General features: G+C 42.5%; 12 protein-coding genes and 1 pseudogene. 6 read left to right on the plus strand and 7 right to left on the minus strand.

All coding sequences use genetic code 11. The features are described 5' to 3' along the window. Positions 1–29: 29 nt before the first annotated feature. Together SMUL_RS17800 and SMUL_RS06720 are read left to right on the plus strand one after the other, a co-directional pair. Positions 30–731, plus strand: a pseudogene (locus tag SMUL_RS17800) (methyl-accepting chemotaxis protein); the annotation flags it as partial. Between the two features lie 8 nt (positions 732–739). Beyond that, positions 740–1,480: an MBL fold metallo-hydrolase gene (locus SMUL_RS06720; RefSeq protein ID WP_025344491.1), complete on the plus strand. Its 741-nt coding sequence runs from the start codon at positions 740–742 to the stop codon at positions 1,478–1,480. Between the two features lie 3 nt (positions 1,481–1,483). Here the strand turns inward: SMUL_RS06720 and SMUL_RS06725 are convergent, their stop codons facing one another. From SMUL_RS06725 to motA, 4 genes are all read right to left on the minus strand, one after another. Beyond that, positions 1,484–1,789 carry a hypothetical protein gene (locus SMUL_RS06725; RefSeq protein WP_025344492.1) on the minus strand — a complete coding sequence of 102 codons (306 nt, stop codon included), beginning with the start codon at positions 1,787–1,789 and terminating at the stop codon, positions 1,484–1,486. A gap of 34 nt (positions 1,790–1,823) precedes the next feature. Then, positions 1,824–3,656, minus strand: coding sequence for an ABC-F family ATP-binding cassette domain-containing protein (locus SMUL_RS06730; protein WP_025344493.1), 1,833 nt, complete (start codon positions 3,654–3,656; stop codon positions 1,824–1,826). 118 nt (positions 3,657–3,774) lie between these two features. Then, positions 3,775–4,575 carry a flagellar motor protein MotB gene (motB, locus tag SMUL_RS06735; RefSeq protein ID WP_025344494.1) on the minus strand — a complete coding sequence of 267 codons (801 nt, stop codon included), beginning with the start codon at positions 4,573–4,575 and terminating at the stop codon, positions 3,775–3,777. Positions 4,576–4,586: 11 nt separating this feature from the next. After that, positions 4,587–5,363: a flagellar motor stator protein MotA gene (gene motA, locus SMUL_RS06740; RefSeq protein WP_025344495.1), complete on the minus strand. Its 777-nt coding sequence runs from the start codon at positions 5,361–5,363 to the stop codon at positions 4,587–4,589. 187 nt (positions 5,364–5,550) lie between these two features. Between motA and SMUL_RS06745 the strand changes: the two genes are divergently transcribed. From SMUL_RS06745 to SMUL_RS06760, 4 genes are all read left to right on the plus strand, one after another. Then, positions 5,551–6,204, plus strand: a complete 654-nt coding sequence (locus tag SMUL_RS06745; protein WP_025344496.1) for a TetR/AcrR family transcriptional regulator — start codon at positions 5,551–5,553, stop codon at positions 6,202–6,204. A 98-nt stretch (positions 6,205–6,302) separates the two neighbouring features. Beyond that, complete coding sequence (locus SMUL_RS06750) at positions 6,303–7,463, plus strand: efflux RND transporter periplasmic adaptor subunit (protein WP_025344497.1); 1,161 nt, start codon at positions 6,303–6,305, stop codon at positions 7,461–7,463. A 3-nt stretch (positions 7,464–7,466) separates the two neighbouring features. Beyond that, complete coding sequence (locus SMUL_RS06755; protein WP_025344498.1) at positions 7,467–10,595, plus strand: efflux RND transporter permease subunit; 3,129 nt, start codon at positions 7,467–7,469, stop codon at positions 10,593–10,595. Next, positions 10,585–12,009, plus strand: coding sequence for an efflux transporter outer membrane subunit (locus SMUL_RS06760; RefSeq protein ID WP_025344499.1), 1,425 nt, complete (start codon positions 10,585–10,587; stop codon positions 12,007–12,009). The genes SMUL_RS06755 and SMUL_RS06760 overlap by 11 nt, the downstream gene beginning before the upstream one ends. Before the next feature lie 68 nt (positions 12,010–12,077). Here the strand turns inward: SMUL_RS06760 and SMUL_RS06765 are convergent, their stop codons facing one another. From SMUL_RS06765 to SMUL_RS06775, 3 genes are all read right to left on the minus strand, one after another. Continuing rightward, complete coding sequence (locus SMUL_RS06765) at positions 12,078–12,809, minus strand: TIGR03915 family putative DNA repair protein (protein WP_025344500.1); 732 nt, start codon at positions 12,807–12,809, stop codon at positions 12,078–12,080. Further along, on the minus strand, positions 12,809–14,041 hold the full coding sequence (locus SMUL_RS06770) for a putative DNA modification/repair radical SAM protein (RefSeq protein ID WP_025344501.1): 1,233 nt from the start codon (positions 14,039–14,041) through the stop codon (positions 12,809–12,811). The genes SMUL_RS06765 and SMUL_RS06770 overlap by 1 nt, the downstream gene beginning before the upstream one ends. A 95-nt stretch (positions 14,042–14,136) precedes the next feature. Beyond that, positions 14,137–14,766 carry an NAD(P)H-dependent oxidoreductase gene (locus SMUL_RS06775; RefSeq protein ID WP_025344502.1) on the minus strand — a complete coding sequence of 210 codons (630 nt, stop codon included), beginning with the start codon at positions 14,764–14,766 and terminating at the stop codon, positions 14,137–14,139. Positions 14,767–14,836: the final 70 nt, after the last annotated feature.

A 14,836-nucleotide genomic window follows, 5' to 3' on the forward strand; every position in this document is an offset into this window, starting at 1 on the left:
CGGAAAATCTTCACCATAGTGTCGATGAAATCGCTAGTGTGATCAATCTGATCAAAGATATTTCCGATCAAACGAACCTGCTGGCACTCAATGCCGCGATCGAAGCAGCACGTGCAGGGGAGCATGGGCGCGGTTTTGCTGTCGTAGCAGATGAAGTGCGCAAATTGGCGGAGCGAACGCAAAAAGCGACGGCAGAGGTGGAGATGAATATCAACGTGCTCAAACAAAATGCCAATTTAATGTTTAAACAAAACGAAGAGGTGGAAAGTGTTGCGGTGGAGTCTAACCAACACATTGAAAATTTTAAAGTTGAATTTGATGCGTTGCAACACAGTGCGACCACGATTAAAGATGACTCTCAAAATATCAGTTTTGAAGTCTTTACGGCTCTGGCTAAACTCGATCACGTTCTTTTTAAAGTTTCGGGATATGGCTCTGTATTTGATAAAGAGCATAAAGAGCTGAGTGATCATACCAATTGCCGTTTGGGCAAATGGTACGCAGGGGTTGGCAAAGAGAATTTTAGCGCGACATCTGCGTTTAAGGCGTTGGAAGAGCCGCATAAAATTGTCCATGGTGAGATCAATCAAGCGATCAAATGCGTCAAAGAGGGAACCTGTTTGAACGATATTAATGTCGTCATTAACCATTTTGTTAAAGCCGAAGAGGCATCAAAAACGCTTTTTGGTTTGCTTAACCAAATGTTAAACGAAAAACAAAAAAACGCGTAGGAAAGTCTTTGAAATTTGAATTTTTAGGAACCGCCGATACGGGTGGCATTCCCCTGCATCAGTGTCATTGTGCCATTTGTGAAGAAGCGCGTGTGAAAGGGGTGAGCAATCGCTCGACGAGTGCTTATTTAACGCTAGACGATGGTAGTGTCATCCTCTTTGACGCGGGGTATGACCTTTTGTGTGAAATGTTCAATACGACGAAGATTCGCGCAGTTTTTCTGACCCATTTTCATGCCGATCACTGCTTGGGATTGCTTCGTTTACGAAAATCAGTGGATTCGATTACGTGCTATATTCCTAGCGACGAACACGGGTTTGGCGATCTTTTTCTGCATAAAGACTCCATTGATTACCTTATGCTTGAACCCTTTTCGTCCATTGAGATTGAGGGTGTTAAAATCGTTGCGGTACCGCTCTTTCACTCAAAACAAACGCATGGTTACGTGATCTTTACATGTAAAGGTGTTGTGGCATATTTGACCGATTGTGAGAGTATTCCTGAGGCATCGCTTGCGTATTTGAAAGCACAAAACATTGATCATCTCTTTATAGACGCGGCGTATACGCCGTGGTTTGAGTCGAAAAAGCATCTGAACTGGGAGAGTGCTGAGGCGTATATTGACGAGGTTTCCCCACAGAAGGGGTATCTGATTCATGCGAGTTGTAAAACCTTACTTCCTTTACATGTAAAAAAAATAAAGCTGAAATACCCTTACATTGAAAAGGGATTTTGCCTCGAGGTGTGAAGATTACTCTTCATCCTCGTCATCTTCAAAAGCCTCTTCACCGTCTTCATCTTCAAAGTAGATGTTGTCTTCATTGCCATCGTAATTGTAGTCACTTTGATAAATCGGATCGTCTTCCTCTTCATCAAAATCTTCATCGTCTTCGTCTTCTAGCTCTTCTTCATAGTCCTCTTCGTTCATTAAAATATCTTCAACTTTGTCAAGAAACGCATCGACATCTCCGGTAAAGAGATGCTCAAAACGCATCGCCTCGAGGATAAATTCGCTGGAGCAACCGCTCTCTAAAAGAAGTTCTTTCAAGTCACGCATACTATTTCACCTTTGCTTTTTCTGCAATTCTACACTAATTTTGAATGTTTTTCAATTGCGTTTCATACGCTTCAAAAAGCGCGTCATGGTTTACATGTAACGTTTCAAACTGCTCGTAAAGTTTTTCAAGCGATGCTTCATCGCTCTTGAGCTCTTTGGAGAGGCGTTGCAATTCATCGATCTCATTACCCGATGAACACGCGATGAGTGCTTCATTTTTGGTTTTCATTCCCTCTTCAAGCTTCATGATGGTTGCTTCACACTGCTCGATCTGTTTTTTAAGCGGTGAGAGTTTGGAGCTTCGTTCTTGAATGAGTTTGGCTCGAAGCTTTTTACTTTCATTGTAATCATTGGAAACCACTTTTTTAGGTGTCACATCGCTCTCTTCTTCCCAACCGATTTTCTCTAAAAATTCATCGTAATTACCATCAAAAAACTCGGCTTTGTCATGATGAAAGATGATAAGCGCATCGGCTAATTCTCGAAGCATCATCTCTGAGTGCGTGACTAAAATGGTCGAGCCTTCAAAGCCTTTGATCGCGTCACACAAGGAGTCTATGGAGTACATATCGAGGTGGTTGGTTGGTTCATCCAAAAAGAGGAGGTTCGCAGGTGTAGCGATGATCTTGCCCAGCATGACGCGACTGCGTTCCCCTCCTGAGAGAATGTTGATCTCTTTTTCTGCCATCTTGCCACTGAACATCATACCGCCACAAATGGCACGCACTTTGGTGATGCCTAGCAGTGGGTCAACCTCGTAAATTTCATCCATAACGTTATTTTTAAGATTGAGTCGTTGAATGTTCGTTTGTCCAAAGTGCGCAAAGGCAGTCTCAGGATGATAGTTCAAGCTTCCGTGTTGCAGGGGCAATTCGCCTGCTAAAACGTTGAGAAGGGTTGATTTTCCTTTGCCGTTTTTACCGATGATCGCAAGGCATTTGCCTTTTTCAAGTTTAAAGGAGAGGTTTTGAAACAGAGGCTTTTGGGGGTCATACCCAAAGCGGACATCGTGCGCATCGAGGAGGATTTTGGCAGGTGTTTTTTTGTAGTTAAACGAAAAAGAGAGGTTGCTCTCCTCTTCAAGATCATCCATTTCACCCATTTTTTCAAGCTGTTTGGCTTTGCTTTGCGCCATCACCGCTTTGGAAGCACGCGCTTTTTGGCGCGTCACAAAATCTTCGAGTTCCGCACGCTTTTTATCCAAATTGGCTTTGGTTTTAAGGTAACGCTCATCATCCTCTTCGAGTTTGGCGTAGTACTTGTGACTGTTGCCCTCAATCATCATCAAACTTTTACGACGAAGTCCCATCGTGTGCGTGGTAACGGCGTCCATAAAGTCACGATCGTGGGTGATGAGAATGATCTCACCTTTAAACTCTCTCAAAAAGGTTTGAAGCCAGCGCATTGAGACGATGTCAAGGTAGTTGGTCGGCTCGTCGAGAAGAAGCAAGGAAGGGTTGGTCGCTAGCAGTTTGACAAGATTGAGACGAATCTGATAGCCTCCCGAAAAACTCATCGGATCTTTGTCTAAATCATCTTGCAAAAAGCCCAAACCAAAAAGCATCTTTTCAATCTTATAGACATCAAAGACTTCATCGCCTTGCAACGCAGAAGCACACTCAGCGCGTACGGTTTTATGGGTAAACTCGATATGCTGACGAAGAGCGCCTATGGTGTAATTTTTAGGGATGAGAATATCTCCAGAATCGGCTTCCTCTTCGCCTAAAAGGATTTTGAAAAGGGTGGATTTGCCAGAGCCATTGCGTCCGACAAAGCCTATTTTATTGCCTTTCGTGAGCATAAAGCTGATAGGTTCAAAAAGGGTTTGTGCCCCAAAGTGTTTGGAAAGATTAGTGACTTGAATCATCGTGAAAGCTCATTACATGTAAAGATTTTTGCCTTTAAAGAGGCGAGTGGTATTATAAAAAAAGTTTTGCAAGAACTTGATTAAACAAGATAAATAGTTTACCTCAAAGGAGGTAAAACTACTCTATTTTTTTATTGATCGTATTGAGTGTGTCTAAGATAGACTCTTTTTTAGCCGAACCATCCGGTCCTGAGATGCGCATGGTAAATTCAACGCGTCCATTTTTTTCACGACCTTCTGCGGTGTCATTGCTCGCAAGCGGTTTGGTGTCACCATATCCTGCGGAGCTTAAGCGATCTTTGGCAATGCCATTGCGAACAAGCACGCGAATGACTGCGTTTGCACGAGCCGTTGAAAGTTCTAGATTGTCTTGAAATTTAGAACCACTGGGAAGAGGCGTTGTGTCGGTGTAGCCTTTGACGATCACTTCAACATTTTTAGGAAGCATCGCGATAATGTCGGAAACACGTTTTAAGAAAAGCATGGAATCGCTGTTGATAATGTCAGCCGAACCTTGTGCAAAAAGCATTTTGGTTGGAAGTTTGATGATGGCACCATCGATTTTTTGCTCCAAAGAGCCTTCGCCGATGTTCATCTTCTCAATCATTTGAGCCATTCGTGCAATCTCTTCAAGTTGAGCAGAACTTCCCCCCGCATTGCCTTTGTCTTTATCTTGATCTTTGGAAGCTTCTCCTGATTTAACCGCCATATTCATAACAGGGGTTGCCTCTTCAGGTTTGGCGCTGTAGTCGTAGATTTTGACGAACTCTTCTTTGAGGGCTTTCATTTTTTCGGTATTGGTTGAGGCAATGGCGAAGAGGGCAATGAAAAGTGCAAGTAAAAGGCTAAAAAAGTCAGCAAAGGGTACTGCCCATTTTTCACCAGCTTCACAGACTACTTTTTTACATTTTTTACCCACGGTGTCGTTCCTTATGATTTATCAAATTGGCTTTTTTTCTCTTCAAGTGGAGAGAGATAATTGAGGAGTTTCATCTCAAGTGTACGAGGATTGTCACCATGTGAAATGCCTAAAATTCCTGCTAAAATGACATGTTTTTCTTTAATAATATCTTTGGATTTTCCTTTGAGCTTATGCCCCCAAGGCCCTAGAAAGATGTAGGAACCTGCAATACCAAAAACCGTTGCTGTAAACGCACCACCAATACCCATCGCCATTTCAGCAGGGTTGTCTAGTTTTTGAAGTGCCAAAATAAGACCCAAAACCGCACCAATGAGTCCCATAACAGGACACGTCTCACCGGCGTGAATCCAATAATGCGCTGATCCATGGTAATACTCTTCGGTTTGTTCAATGAGAATTTCAAGTGTCTCTTCGATCTCATGGGCTTCGACACCATCTACCGCCATACTCAGTCCTTTTTTAAAGAACTCATCTTCCATGATGTTGGCATGTGATTCAAGTGCTAAAATGCCATCGCGTCTTGCGATAATGGCAAAATCAATAATTTGTTTGATACGTGCATGAAAATCAACAGGGGATTTTTTCATAATAACTTTAAACTCTTTGAAAGCACCCTTGACATACTCTTGAGGCGTTGCTGTCATGGCGGCTGCCATCGCAGTTGGAATAACAATAATAAAGGAAGTGATATGCAAAATATGAAGAGGATTTCCACCTTCCATAATATCGCCCACGGAAATGGTGGTAATGGCAATTACCATGCCCAAAATGACGGTTAAGTCCATAAAGTCAGCTCCAAAAATAGTATTCAAACACTTTCAAGCATTATCGGTTAAAACCCGAAAAACTTTACATGTAAACCAATGATATAACATTATTCCTTAGACAAGATGGTACTATTAGTTCTCTTTAAGCACAAAAATAGATTTAGTGTATAATTGCAAAAAATGATGGAAAAGGAGGAAAAACGTAATGAATGATCAAAAATGTTGCATCAGTACTTTATTTGAACGATTAAGCGGAAAAGCAGAATCACGGTGTCAGAAAATTGTTGATGTTGCGTTTCGTCTTTTTTTGGATAATGGGTATGAGAAAGTCAGTATGAATGATATTGTCAAAGAAGCTGGTGGTTCACTAGCAACCTTGTACAAACATTTTGGAAACAAAGAACAGCTGTTGATTTATATCCTTGAGGAAAAGTCAGAAGAGCTATTTGGCGAATGGGGACGACGTAGCCACTGCTATGAAGGACGACTTGAAGAGTTTTTAACAGAGATTGGAAAGCTCTTTTTTGATGTGATTCGTACGGAAGATGCGGTACTGTTTCACCGTTTAATTATCTCTATTGGGTATATTGATGAAACGAAGTTGCAGAAGGAGACGATTTTAAATCTTATGATGCGCCCTGTATTTATTATTGCAGAGTATTTGGAAAATGAGAAAAAAAGTGGACGTATTGATGTTGAGAATACAACCTTATGTGCGCAACAATTTTTAAATGCCCTCAAAGATTCGTTTATCTTTCCACGCATCTTAGGCGTTGAGATTGATATTTCAGAAGAGGCGTATTTAAAAGCGTCAAAACAAGTAGTTACAATTTTTTGCAAAGGGTTACTACTTAAGTAATAAGTGTTTCAAAAGCTTGACTTATTTACCTTTTGCGACTATAATTCGCCTACAAAATGTAATGTAATATACATTACACTAATTTATGGAGCTGGAAAATGACTAAAAACAGAGGATACATGACGTATGCCACATACGCATTAGTAGCGACATTGGGGGCTTTTTTGGTCTCAGGATGCTCAAATGAATCAGGTAATAAAGCAGCAGGAAGGCCTGCTATGCCACCTTTATCAGTTGCAACGTATAAAGTTGTCTCAAACGATGTGCCTGTCTCTTTGGAATACCCAGCAAAAGTGAAAAGTATGCAGCAAGTAGGCATCGTTGCACGTGTTAGCGGTGTTTTAGAGAAAAAACTCTTCACTGAAGGCAGTTTTGTCAAAGCGGGCGATATGCTGTATCAAATCGACTCGGATCGTTATGAAGCATTGATGCAAGAAGCCGTGGCAGATGTAGGTATTAAAGAAGCTACCCTCAAACAAGCCACACGCGATTGGGATCGAACGAAAGTGTTGTTTGAACAAGATGCCGTTTCTCAAAAAGAGAGAGATTCAGCCCTTTCAGCGTATGAATCAGCAGGCGCTTCACTTAAAGCTTCACAGGCGGCTCTTAAAAAAGCGACGATTGATTTCAACTATACAAAAGTAAAAGCGACCATCTCCGGGATGACCAGCCTTAATGCCCAAGATATTGGAAGTTATGTAGGATCAAGCAGTGACACGATGACACTTACGACCATTACTCAAACTGACCCCGTCTATGTTGAATTTTCTTTGTCCGACATTGAGCTTTTGAAAAAACGTTATCTGCTAGGCTCTGGAAATTGGAGCAATATTGCTCAAGCTAAACTACCTGTAGAGCTCAGCACTCCTGATGGTGTCAAATATGACAAAAAAGGAACGTTGGACTTTTTAGACAGTTATGTGGATAGTGAAACCTCTACGATTAAAGCACGTGCGACCTTTTCAAATCCAAGTAACATTCTCATTCCAGGACTTTTTGTACGTGTAAATGTCGGAGGTCTTGTGTATAAAGATGCTATTACGATTCCTCAAAAAGCGCTTTTACAAGAAGCTATTGGCTCGTTTGTTTATGTAGCCAAAGAGGGTAAGGCTGAAAAAGTGCCTATCAAAGCAGGAACCGTGCATGATGATACCTATATCATTGAGAGTGGTTTACATGTAAACGATCTTGTCATCACAAACAATCTAACCAAACTACGTCCAGGGTCTGCCGTTGTTGTTGCAGAAGCAAAGGAATAAAGTATGTTTTCTAAATTTTTTATCAACAGACCTATTTTTGCAACCGTTCTTTCGATTGTTGTGATTATTGCGGGTTTGATGGGAATACGCGGCTTGCCGATTGAAGAGTACCCCGAAGTCACGCCTCCTCAAGTCAGTGTGGAAGCGAGCTATGCGGGTGCAAGTGCTGAAACCATCTCTAAAACAGTCGCTGCACCCCTAGAGCAACAGATCAACGGTGTTGAAGATATGATCTATATGTCTTCAACTGCATCTTCAACAGGAACTTTGACGATTAATGTCTATTTTAAAATTGGAACAGATCCTGATCAAGCGACGATAAACGTCAACAACCGTGTTCAAGCCGTTCTCAATAAACTTCCAAGTGAAGTACAAACGCAAGGTGTCACGGTTACTAAACAGTCTTCAACGATTTTACAAGTGGTTTCACTTATCTCTCCGAATAACAGCTATGATGAAATTTATATGGCGAACTATGCGCTGATTAATATTATCGATGAACTTAAACGTGTTGAAGGTGTGGGTAATGCCTCGTTGTTTGGCAATCAAGACTACTCGATGCGTGTTTGGATGAAGCCCGATCAGCTCGCAAAGTATAACTTGACTTCTTCCGATGTCATCAATGCCATTTCAGAAGAGAATTCACAGTTTGCAACGGGTCGTTTCAATCAATCGCCTACCAAAAACTCTCAAGCCTACACCTATACGGTCACAGCGCAAGGGCGGTTTGATAAAATCGAAGAGTTTGAAAACATCATCCTAAAATCGAACAAAGATGGCTCAACGTTACGTCTTAAAGATGTAGCGCGTTTGGAACTAGGCGCTGAGTCGTATGATGTCACATCAACACTCAATGGGCAAACGATGGTTCCGATTGGTATTTATTTGCAATCAGGGGCTAATGCGCTTGATACCGCGAAGAAAGTTAAAGCAACCATGGATCGTGTGCAAAAGTCATTTCCTGAAAATATGGTCTATGGCATTCCTTACGATACCACAACGTTTATCCAAATCTCTGTCAATGAAGTGATCAAAACCTTTATTGAAGCATTGCTTTTGGTTATTGCGATTGTCTATCTTTTCTTGCAAAATATTCGTGCGACGATTATTCCTGTGCTTGCGATTCCTGTTTCCATCGTCGGAACGTTTGCAGGGATGTATGCCCTTGGGTATTCCATTAACCTTTTAACGCTTTTTGGACTTGTACTTGCCATTGGTATCGTTGTGGATGACGCCATTATCGTTATTGAAAACGTTGAACGTATCTTGCACTCTGATGAAGATATTTCGGTTAAAGATGCGACCATTAAAGCGATGCAAGAAGTAACAGGTCCTGTTGTTGCTATCGTGCTTGTACTCTGCGCGGTTTTTATTCCCGTTTCATTTATGGGTGGCTTTACCGGGCAGATGTACCAACAGTTCGCGATTACCATCGTTATCTCCGTGATTATCTCGGGTATGGTGGCGTTAACGCTGACGCCTGCGCTGTGTGCGATTTTTCTCAGTAAAAAAGAGCCAAAACCGTTTTGGTTTGTGCGAAAATTTAATGAGTTTTTTGATGCCTCAACCAACTGGTTTACCAATGGTGTAAGCTTGGTAGTGCGTCATAGTATCATTAGTCTTATTGTTTTTGCAGCACTCATGGGCGTCACGTATGAGCTTTTCCAAAAAGTACCTACGGCACTTGTGCCTATGGAAGATAAAGGGTACTTGATCTCTGTAACAGCGTTACCACCTGCTGCTTCACTGAACCGTACGCAAGCCGTGAGTGCTGAGATCAGTAACATTACAAAAAACATGCCATCGATTGACTATACACTGGCGATTACGGGTTATGATCTTTTAAGCGGCGCTGCAAAAACCAATTCGGCAACAAACTTCTTAATCTTGAAAGATTGGAGTGATCGTAAAGCGCCAGATCAGCACTCCGAAGCACTCAGCGGTGCCTTAAACGGTGCTTTTTTTGGTATATCCGATGCAACGGCATTTGCACTCAGCCCTCCACCGATTATGGGGTTAAGTATCTCAGGTGGATTTGAGATGTATTTGCAAGATAGAACCGGTGGATCGCTTCAAGATCTAAGCAATATTGCCAATAAAATCGTGGAAAAAGCGAGTCAACGACCCGAATTAATGATGGTGCGAAACTCACTCAATATGAATATACCACAGTACAAAGTCACGTTGGATCGTGAAAAAGCGAAAGCGATGGGCGTTTCCGTTAGCGATGCGTTTAAAACATTGCAATCAACGTTTGGGTCTTATTATGTGAATGACTTCAACCTTTTCGGTCGTACCTATCAGGTCAATGTTCAATCTGAAACCGACTTTAGAGAAAAACCTGAAGATATGAAAAATGTCTTTGTCAAATCAAGTAGTGGAAAACTCATTCCTCTGAGTTCATTAATCAGTTATGAACGAAGTGTGGGGCCTGACGTTCTTGAGCGTTTTAACGTCTTTACCGCGGCGAAAATTGAGGGTGAACCAAAACCTGGTTATACTTCAGGAGATGCGCTTAGAGCCATCGAAGAAGTCGTCAAAGAGGTTGCTCCTGAGGGTTATGCCACAGGATGGGCAGGAACATCGTTCCAAGAAAAAGAGATGTCAGGTAGTGGCGCACAAGCCTTTATCTTTGGTATCGTCTTTATTTTCTTGATCTTGGCGGCTCAGTATGAGAGGTGGCTTATGCCACTTGCGGTTGTCACCGCGGTTCCTTTTGGAGTCTTTGGTGCGATTGTAGCGGTCTATTTACGAGGGCTTAGCAATGACATCTACTTCCAAATCGGTCTTTTGGTACTCATTGCCTTGTCGGCTAAAAACGCGATTTTGATCGTCGAATTTGCGATGCAAGCCCAAGAGAGAGGCAAATCGATCTTTGATGCAACGCTTGAAGCGGCACGTTTACGTTTCCGCCCGATCGTTATGACCTCACTCGCCTTTACCATTGGTGTTATACCATTGGCTATAAGTTCAGGTGCGGGTGCAGGAAGTCGCCATGCCATTGGTACAGGTGTTATCGGTGGAATGATCGCCGCAACGACGATTGCGATCTTTTTCATTCCACTCTTTTACAACTTACTGGCACAGCTCAATGCAAAATTTAGAAAAAAAGGAGAGCATCATGATGCGTAATCTCTATGCCCTCTCATTGGCAACGTTAATCTTTAGTGGATGTTCGCTCTCACCCGAGCTGAACGTCCCCACCACCCAGTTTCCAGAAGCCTACCGTGCCGATGTAAAAAATGAAACAACCTATGTGGACGCGGCTTGGTGGAGCAATTATCATGATGAAAAGCTGACCGCTTTGATTGAAGAGGCATTGGCAAATAATTATGATCTTCAAACAGCGATGGCAAATATTTCTTTGGCGCGTGCAACGCTTTCGAGTAGCACATCGGATCGTTACCCAAGCCTTGATCTTCAAGGTTCAGGTCAGCGCATCAGAAGCAGTGCCGATACCTTTACCTCAAAAGCGCACAACACGTACAATGATTTTTCATTGAGCGCGGTACTCAGTTACGAGCTTGATCTCTGGGGAAAATACAAAGAGGCTGAAACCTCTTCACGCGCTTCGTTAGTTGCGACATACGCGGCAAAAGATACCGTGAAGATATCCCTTGCATCCAGTGTGGCGGACAGTTACTTTACGCTGATTAGCCTCTACGAGCAACTCGACATCACCAATGATACGATCAAAGCACGTGAAGAGGGGCTCAAACGCAATGAGTTTAAGTACTCCGTTGGTGCCATTTCTAAAGGAACGCTTTTGTCTGAGCGTGCCGAGCTTAACAGTGTTCAAATCACCAAAGATGCGTTGGAGCAATCTATTTTAACGCAACAAAGTGCGTTAGCCGTTTTGGTGGGAAAATCACCCGAAGCGATTGCAAACTTTAGCAACGATGGATTGCCACGTGTGTTACCCGCTGACGTGAAAGTACCAGCGAATTTGCCATCTGAGCTTTTAACCAAACGTCCTGACATTAAACAAGCCGAAGAGAATCTTAAAGCGGCCAATACGAACATTGGCGTAGCCAGAGCGGCGTATTTTCCCAGCATTAGTCTCTCGGGTGCCCTTGGGTTTGAGAGCACACAGCTTTCCAATCTGATGAAGTCCAAATCAGCGATGAACAGTTTTGGTGGAAGCCTTGCCTCACCACTGTTCAACATGGGCAAAACAAGCTCAAATGTTGCAAGTGCAAGAGCGAACAAAGAGCTTGCAGAGATCGCTTACGCGCAAACCGTGCAACAAGCGTTTCAAGATGCCTATGACGCACTTAATAAACGTCATACGCTCACTCAAAAGCTTGAACATCAACTCGCTTACGAGAAAAACATTGAGCAAGTGTACCTTTTGGCTCAAAAACAGTACGAAAATGGCTATGGCGATTATCTAACGCTTTTAGATGCGAAGCGTAATTTGCTCTCCGCCAAACTCGCAACGTCTCAAACGAAACAAGCCTTGATTAGTTCAGGCGTTTCGCTGTACAAATCCCTCGGCGGTGGCTGGGACAAAGAGGTCTTTGAACGCCACGCGGATACGCTCTAAGTCTTTACATGTAAACGTCCAAAACTTTATCTTTGGGCGTTTACACCTGCTTTACATGTAAGCTTTTTCTACACTTGAAATTCACTCATATACGTACGATACAGCAGTGGAACCCAGCTTTGCTGAAGCTTTGGATTGTACCTACTCTCCACAGCTGCTGCTTTAAAAAAGCTCTTCCATAATACTTTAAAATTTTCCTCTTCATTTGAAAAGGTTGGGGCAACAAAGGAAGCGATTGAGCGAATTTCTCGAAGTGTATCGTTTTTCACAAACGCAAGTGAGCGCTTAACATCGTGGATGATAAAAGGGATGTTCCCTAAACGTTTGCAAAAATGCTCGCCCAAAAAAGGGACAATGTTAAACTTCGTTTCAATCTTGACATAGAGCGTGCCATCTTCCAACTCCTCAAAGCGGGTAAAACCGTACATTTTATGTACCAAAGACAACAGTTCTTTTTCAAGATTTTGAATGTAAAAAAGATTGGTGTTGTTAATGTTGCGAAGCTCTTTTTTATTTTTAAATCCGATGCGAATGTACTCCAAAAGTGCCATTTCATACTCTCTTGTGTCGCATAAAACCGTATGAAAAATGGTGCGTTGTTGCTCTTTGGTAAAGTGTTTGGTAATGGCTTCTAGCACTTTGCGTGCTTTGGCTTCATCGGTGAAAATTTCATGAAACCTCTCAAACAAAAGCGTTTCTGGCATTTTTTTGACAATAGAGCTTACATGTAACTTTTCATAATAAACCTCATAGACCAAGCTCAAAAACCCTTCAAAACTGCCATCGTAGAGCAAAATCATCACAACTCCCCTGTGTAGATGGAGGTGTCGAACAAGGTAGGCTGAATGATGTTGGAACCTTGATGAATGAGGGCGAGTTTTATTTTTTCGGTATACAAACTAGAACTTCTGTGAAAATCTTTGCCTGCGATGATAAAATAACGCGCTTTCTTGAGCGATATTTTAAGCTGAGCAAGGTCTTCAAAGCAGAGCTTCTTAAACCGTCTCGCTTGCAAGATTTTCAGCGCTCCACGGATGCCAATACCCGGAATGCGTACCAGAATCTCTTGGGGCGCATGGTTAACATCAATGGGAAAAAGATGAAGATTGGAGAGAGCCCAAAAGGTTTTGGGGTCAAACTGAATGTCTAGATTTTGGTTTTCACTCAAAATCTCATCGTACGAAAAGCCGTAAAAACGCAATAACCAATCGGCTTGATAGAGCCTGTGTTCACGAAGCAAAGGTGGTTTGGAGAGCTCAGGAACAGGCAGATATTTATGGTTATTGACCGCAATGTACGCGGAGTAATAGACTCGTTTTAGCAGCGCTTTATCATAGAGTGCTGAAGAGAGTTTGAGGATCTCAAAATCGCTTTCACTCGTTGCGCCGATAATCATCTGTGTGCTCATCGAAATAGGCTTAGCACTTCGTTGCAGGCTGATGCCACGTGCATGTTTGAGTGGTGAGAGAAGCTTCTCTTTGGTTTTATCGGGTGCGAGTAGGGCGAGGCTTTTAGAACTTGGAAGTTCGATGTTGGAGCTGACGCGATGCGCTAAAAGCGTGGCTTCTTCGATGAGCTCTTTGGATGCCCCTGGGATGAGTTTGACATGAATATAGCCGTTAAAGCGGTACTCATGGCGCAAGATACGCAACGTTTGAAGCAGTAAACTCATCGTATGGTCTTCGTTTTTGATGATGCCAGAGCTTAAAAAAAGCCCTTCGATGTAGTTTCGTTTGTAAAAATTGATCGTAAGATCGGCGAGTTCTCTGGGTGTAAACGCAGTACGAGGAGTGTCATTGCTTACGCGGTTGATGCAGTACGCACAGTCGTAAATGCAGACATTGGTAAGCAGAACTTTTAAAAGCGAAACACATCGTCCATCGCTCGTAAAACTGTGGCAAATACCACTGTTATGCGCACAACCAAGCTCGCCTGTTTTGTAGTTGTTCTCACTGCCACTGGATGAGCATGAGACGTCGTACTTGGCACTGCCTGCTAAGAGAGAGAGTTTATCTTCGGTGGTTAGTTTCATGCGAGCATGGTACGATTTTTTTACATGTAAAGGCTAAAATATTTCAAAATGAAATGTGAAAGGGAAGAGCCTAATTTCTAGGCTCTGAAAGTGTCTTATTTGATAAACTCAACCGCTTCATTAAACGGTACACGAAGTTGTGTGGATTGTGGGTTGATACGGTAGCCAAAAGGAAGTACCATCGCCACTTGGTATTTGCTCGTATCCAATTCTAAAACCGCTTCAACTTTCTCTTTTTCAAATCCTTCAATTGGGCATGAATCAATACCAATATATGCCGCAGCGGTCATCATGTTGCCAGCCGCGATGTAGCATTGACGCGCTGTCCACGCATAAACATTGGCATCTGAACTAAGCGTCTCTTTGAGGTGATTGGCATACAAATTGATATAAAAGTCTTTTTTCTCTTGGGGCATTTCACGTCGTGCAAAACGCTTCATAGGTATGCCACTCTCGACTTTAACCGCGTCAATCGCCGCTAAAATGACCACAAGATGCGAACTAGTCGTTACTTGGGGCTGATCCCAACAGACGGGGCGAAGTTTGGCTTTAAGCGCTTCATTGGTAATGACCAAAAACTTCCACGGCTCCATGCCAAATGAAGAGGGCGATTTGTGACCGGCTTCTAGGATGAAGTGCATTTGATCTTCGCTGATCTTTTTGGTTTCATCAAAAATCTTGCACGCGTGGCGAAAGTCCATCGCTTTGGTAAAGTCGTTTTGCATTCGTAATCCTTTTGTTTTAAATCGTAAGACAATTATAGAAATAATTTACTTTAATTTCTCTTACAATACT

The sequence above is a fragment of the Sulfurospirillum multivorans DSM 12446 genome (genome assembly GCF_000568815.1).
GTDB classification, from domain to species: domain Bacteria; phylum Campylobacterota; class Campylobacteria; order Campylobacterales; family Sulfurospirillaceae; genus Sulfurospirillum; species Sulfurospirillum multivorans.

Coding starts and splice junctions, on each gene's coding strand:
- SMUL_RS06755 (WP_025344498.1), top strand. CDS start 7,467: ATGTTTTCTAAATTTTTTATCAACAGACCTATTTTTGCAACCGTTCTT.
- motA (WP_025344495.1), bottom strand. CDS start 5,363: ATGGACTTAACCGTCATTTTGGGCATGGTAATTGCCATTACCACCATT.
- SMUL_RS06770 (WP_025344501.1), bottom strand. CDS start 14,041: ATGAAACTAACCACCGAAGATAAACTCTCTCTCTTAGCAGGCAGTGCC.
- SMUL_RS06765 (WP_025344500.1), bottom strand. CDS start 12,809: ATGATTTTGCTCTACGATGGCAGTTTTGAAGGGTTTTTGAGCTTGGTC.
- SMUL_RS06730 (WP_025344493.1), bottom strand. CDS start 3,656: ATGATTCAAGTCACTAATCTTTCCAAACACTTTGGGGCACAAACCCTT.
- SMUL_RS06745 (WP_025344496.1), top strand. CDS start 5,551: ATGAATGATCAAAAATGTTGCATCAGTACTTTATTTGAACGATTAAGC.
- SMUL_RS06725 (WP_025344492.1), bottom strand. CDS start 1,789: ATGCGTGACTTGAAAGAACTTCTTTTAGAGAGCGGTTGCTCCAGCGAA.
- SMUL_RS06750 (WP_025344497.1), top strand. CDS start 6,303: ATGACTAAAAACAGAGGATACATGACGTATGCCACATACGCATTAGTA.
- SMUL_RS06775 (WP_025344502.1), bottom strand. CDS start 14,766: ATGCAAAACGACTTTACCAAAGCGATGGACTTTCGCCACGCGTGCAAG.
- SMUL_RS06760 (WP_025344499.1), top strand. CDS start 10,585: ATGATGCGTAATCTCTATGCCCTCTCATTGGCAACGTTAATCTTTAGT.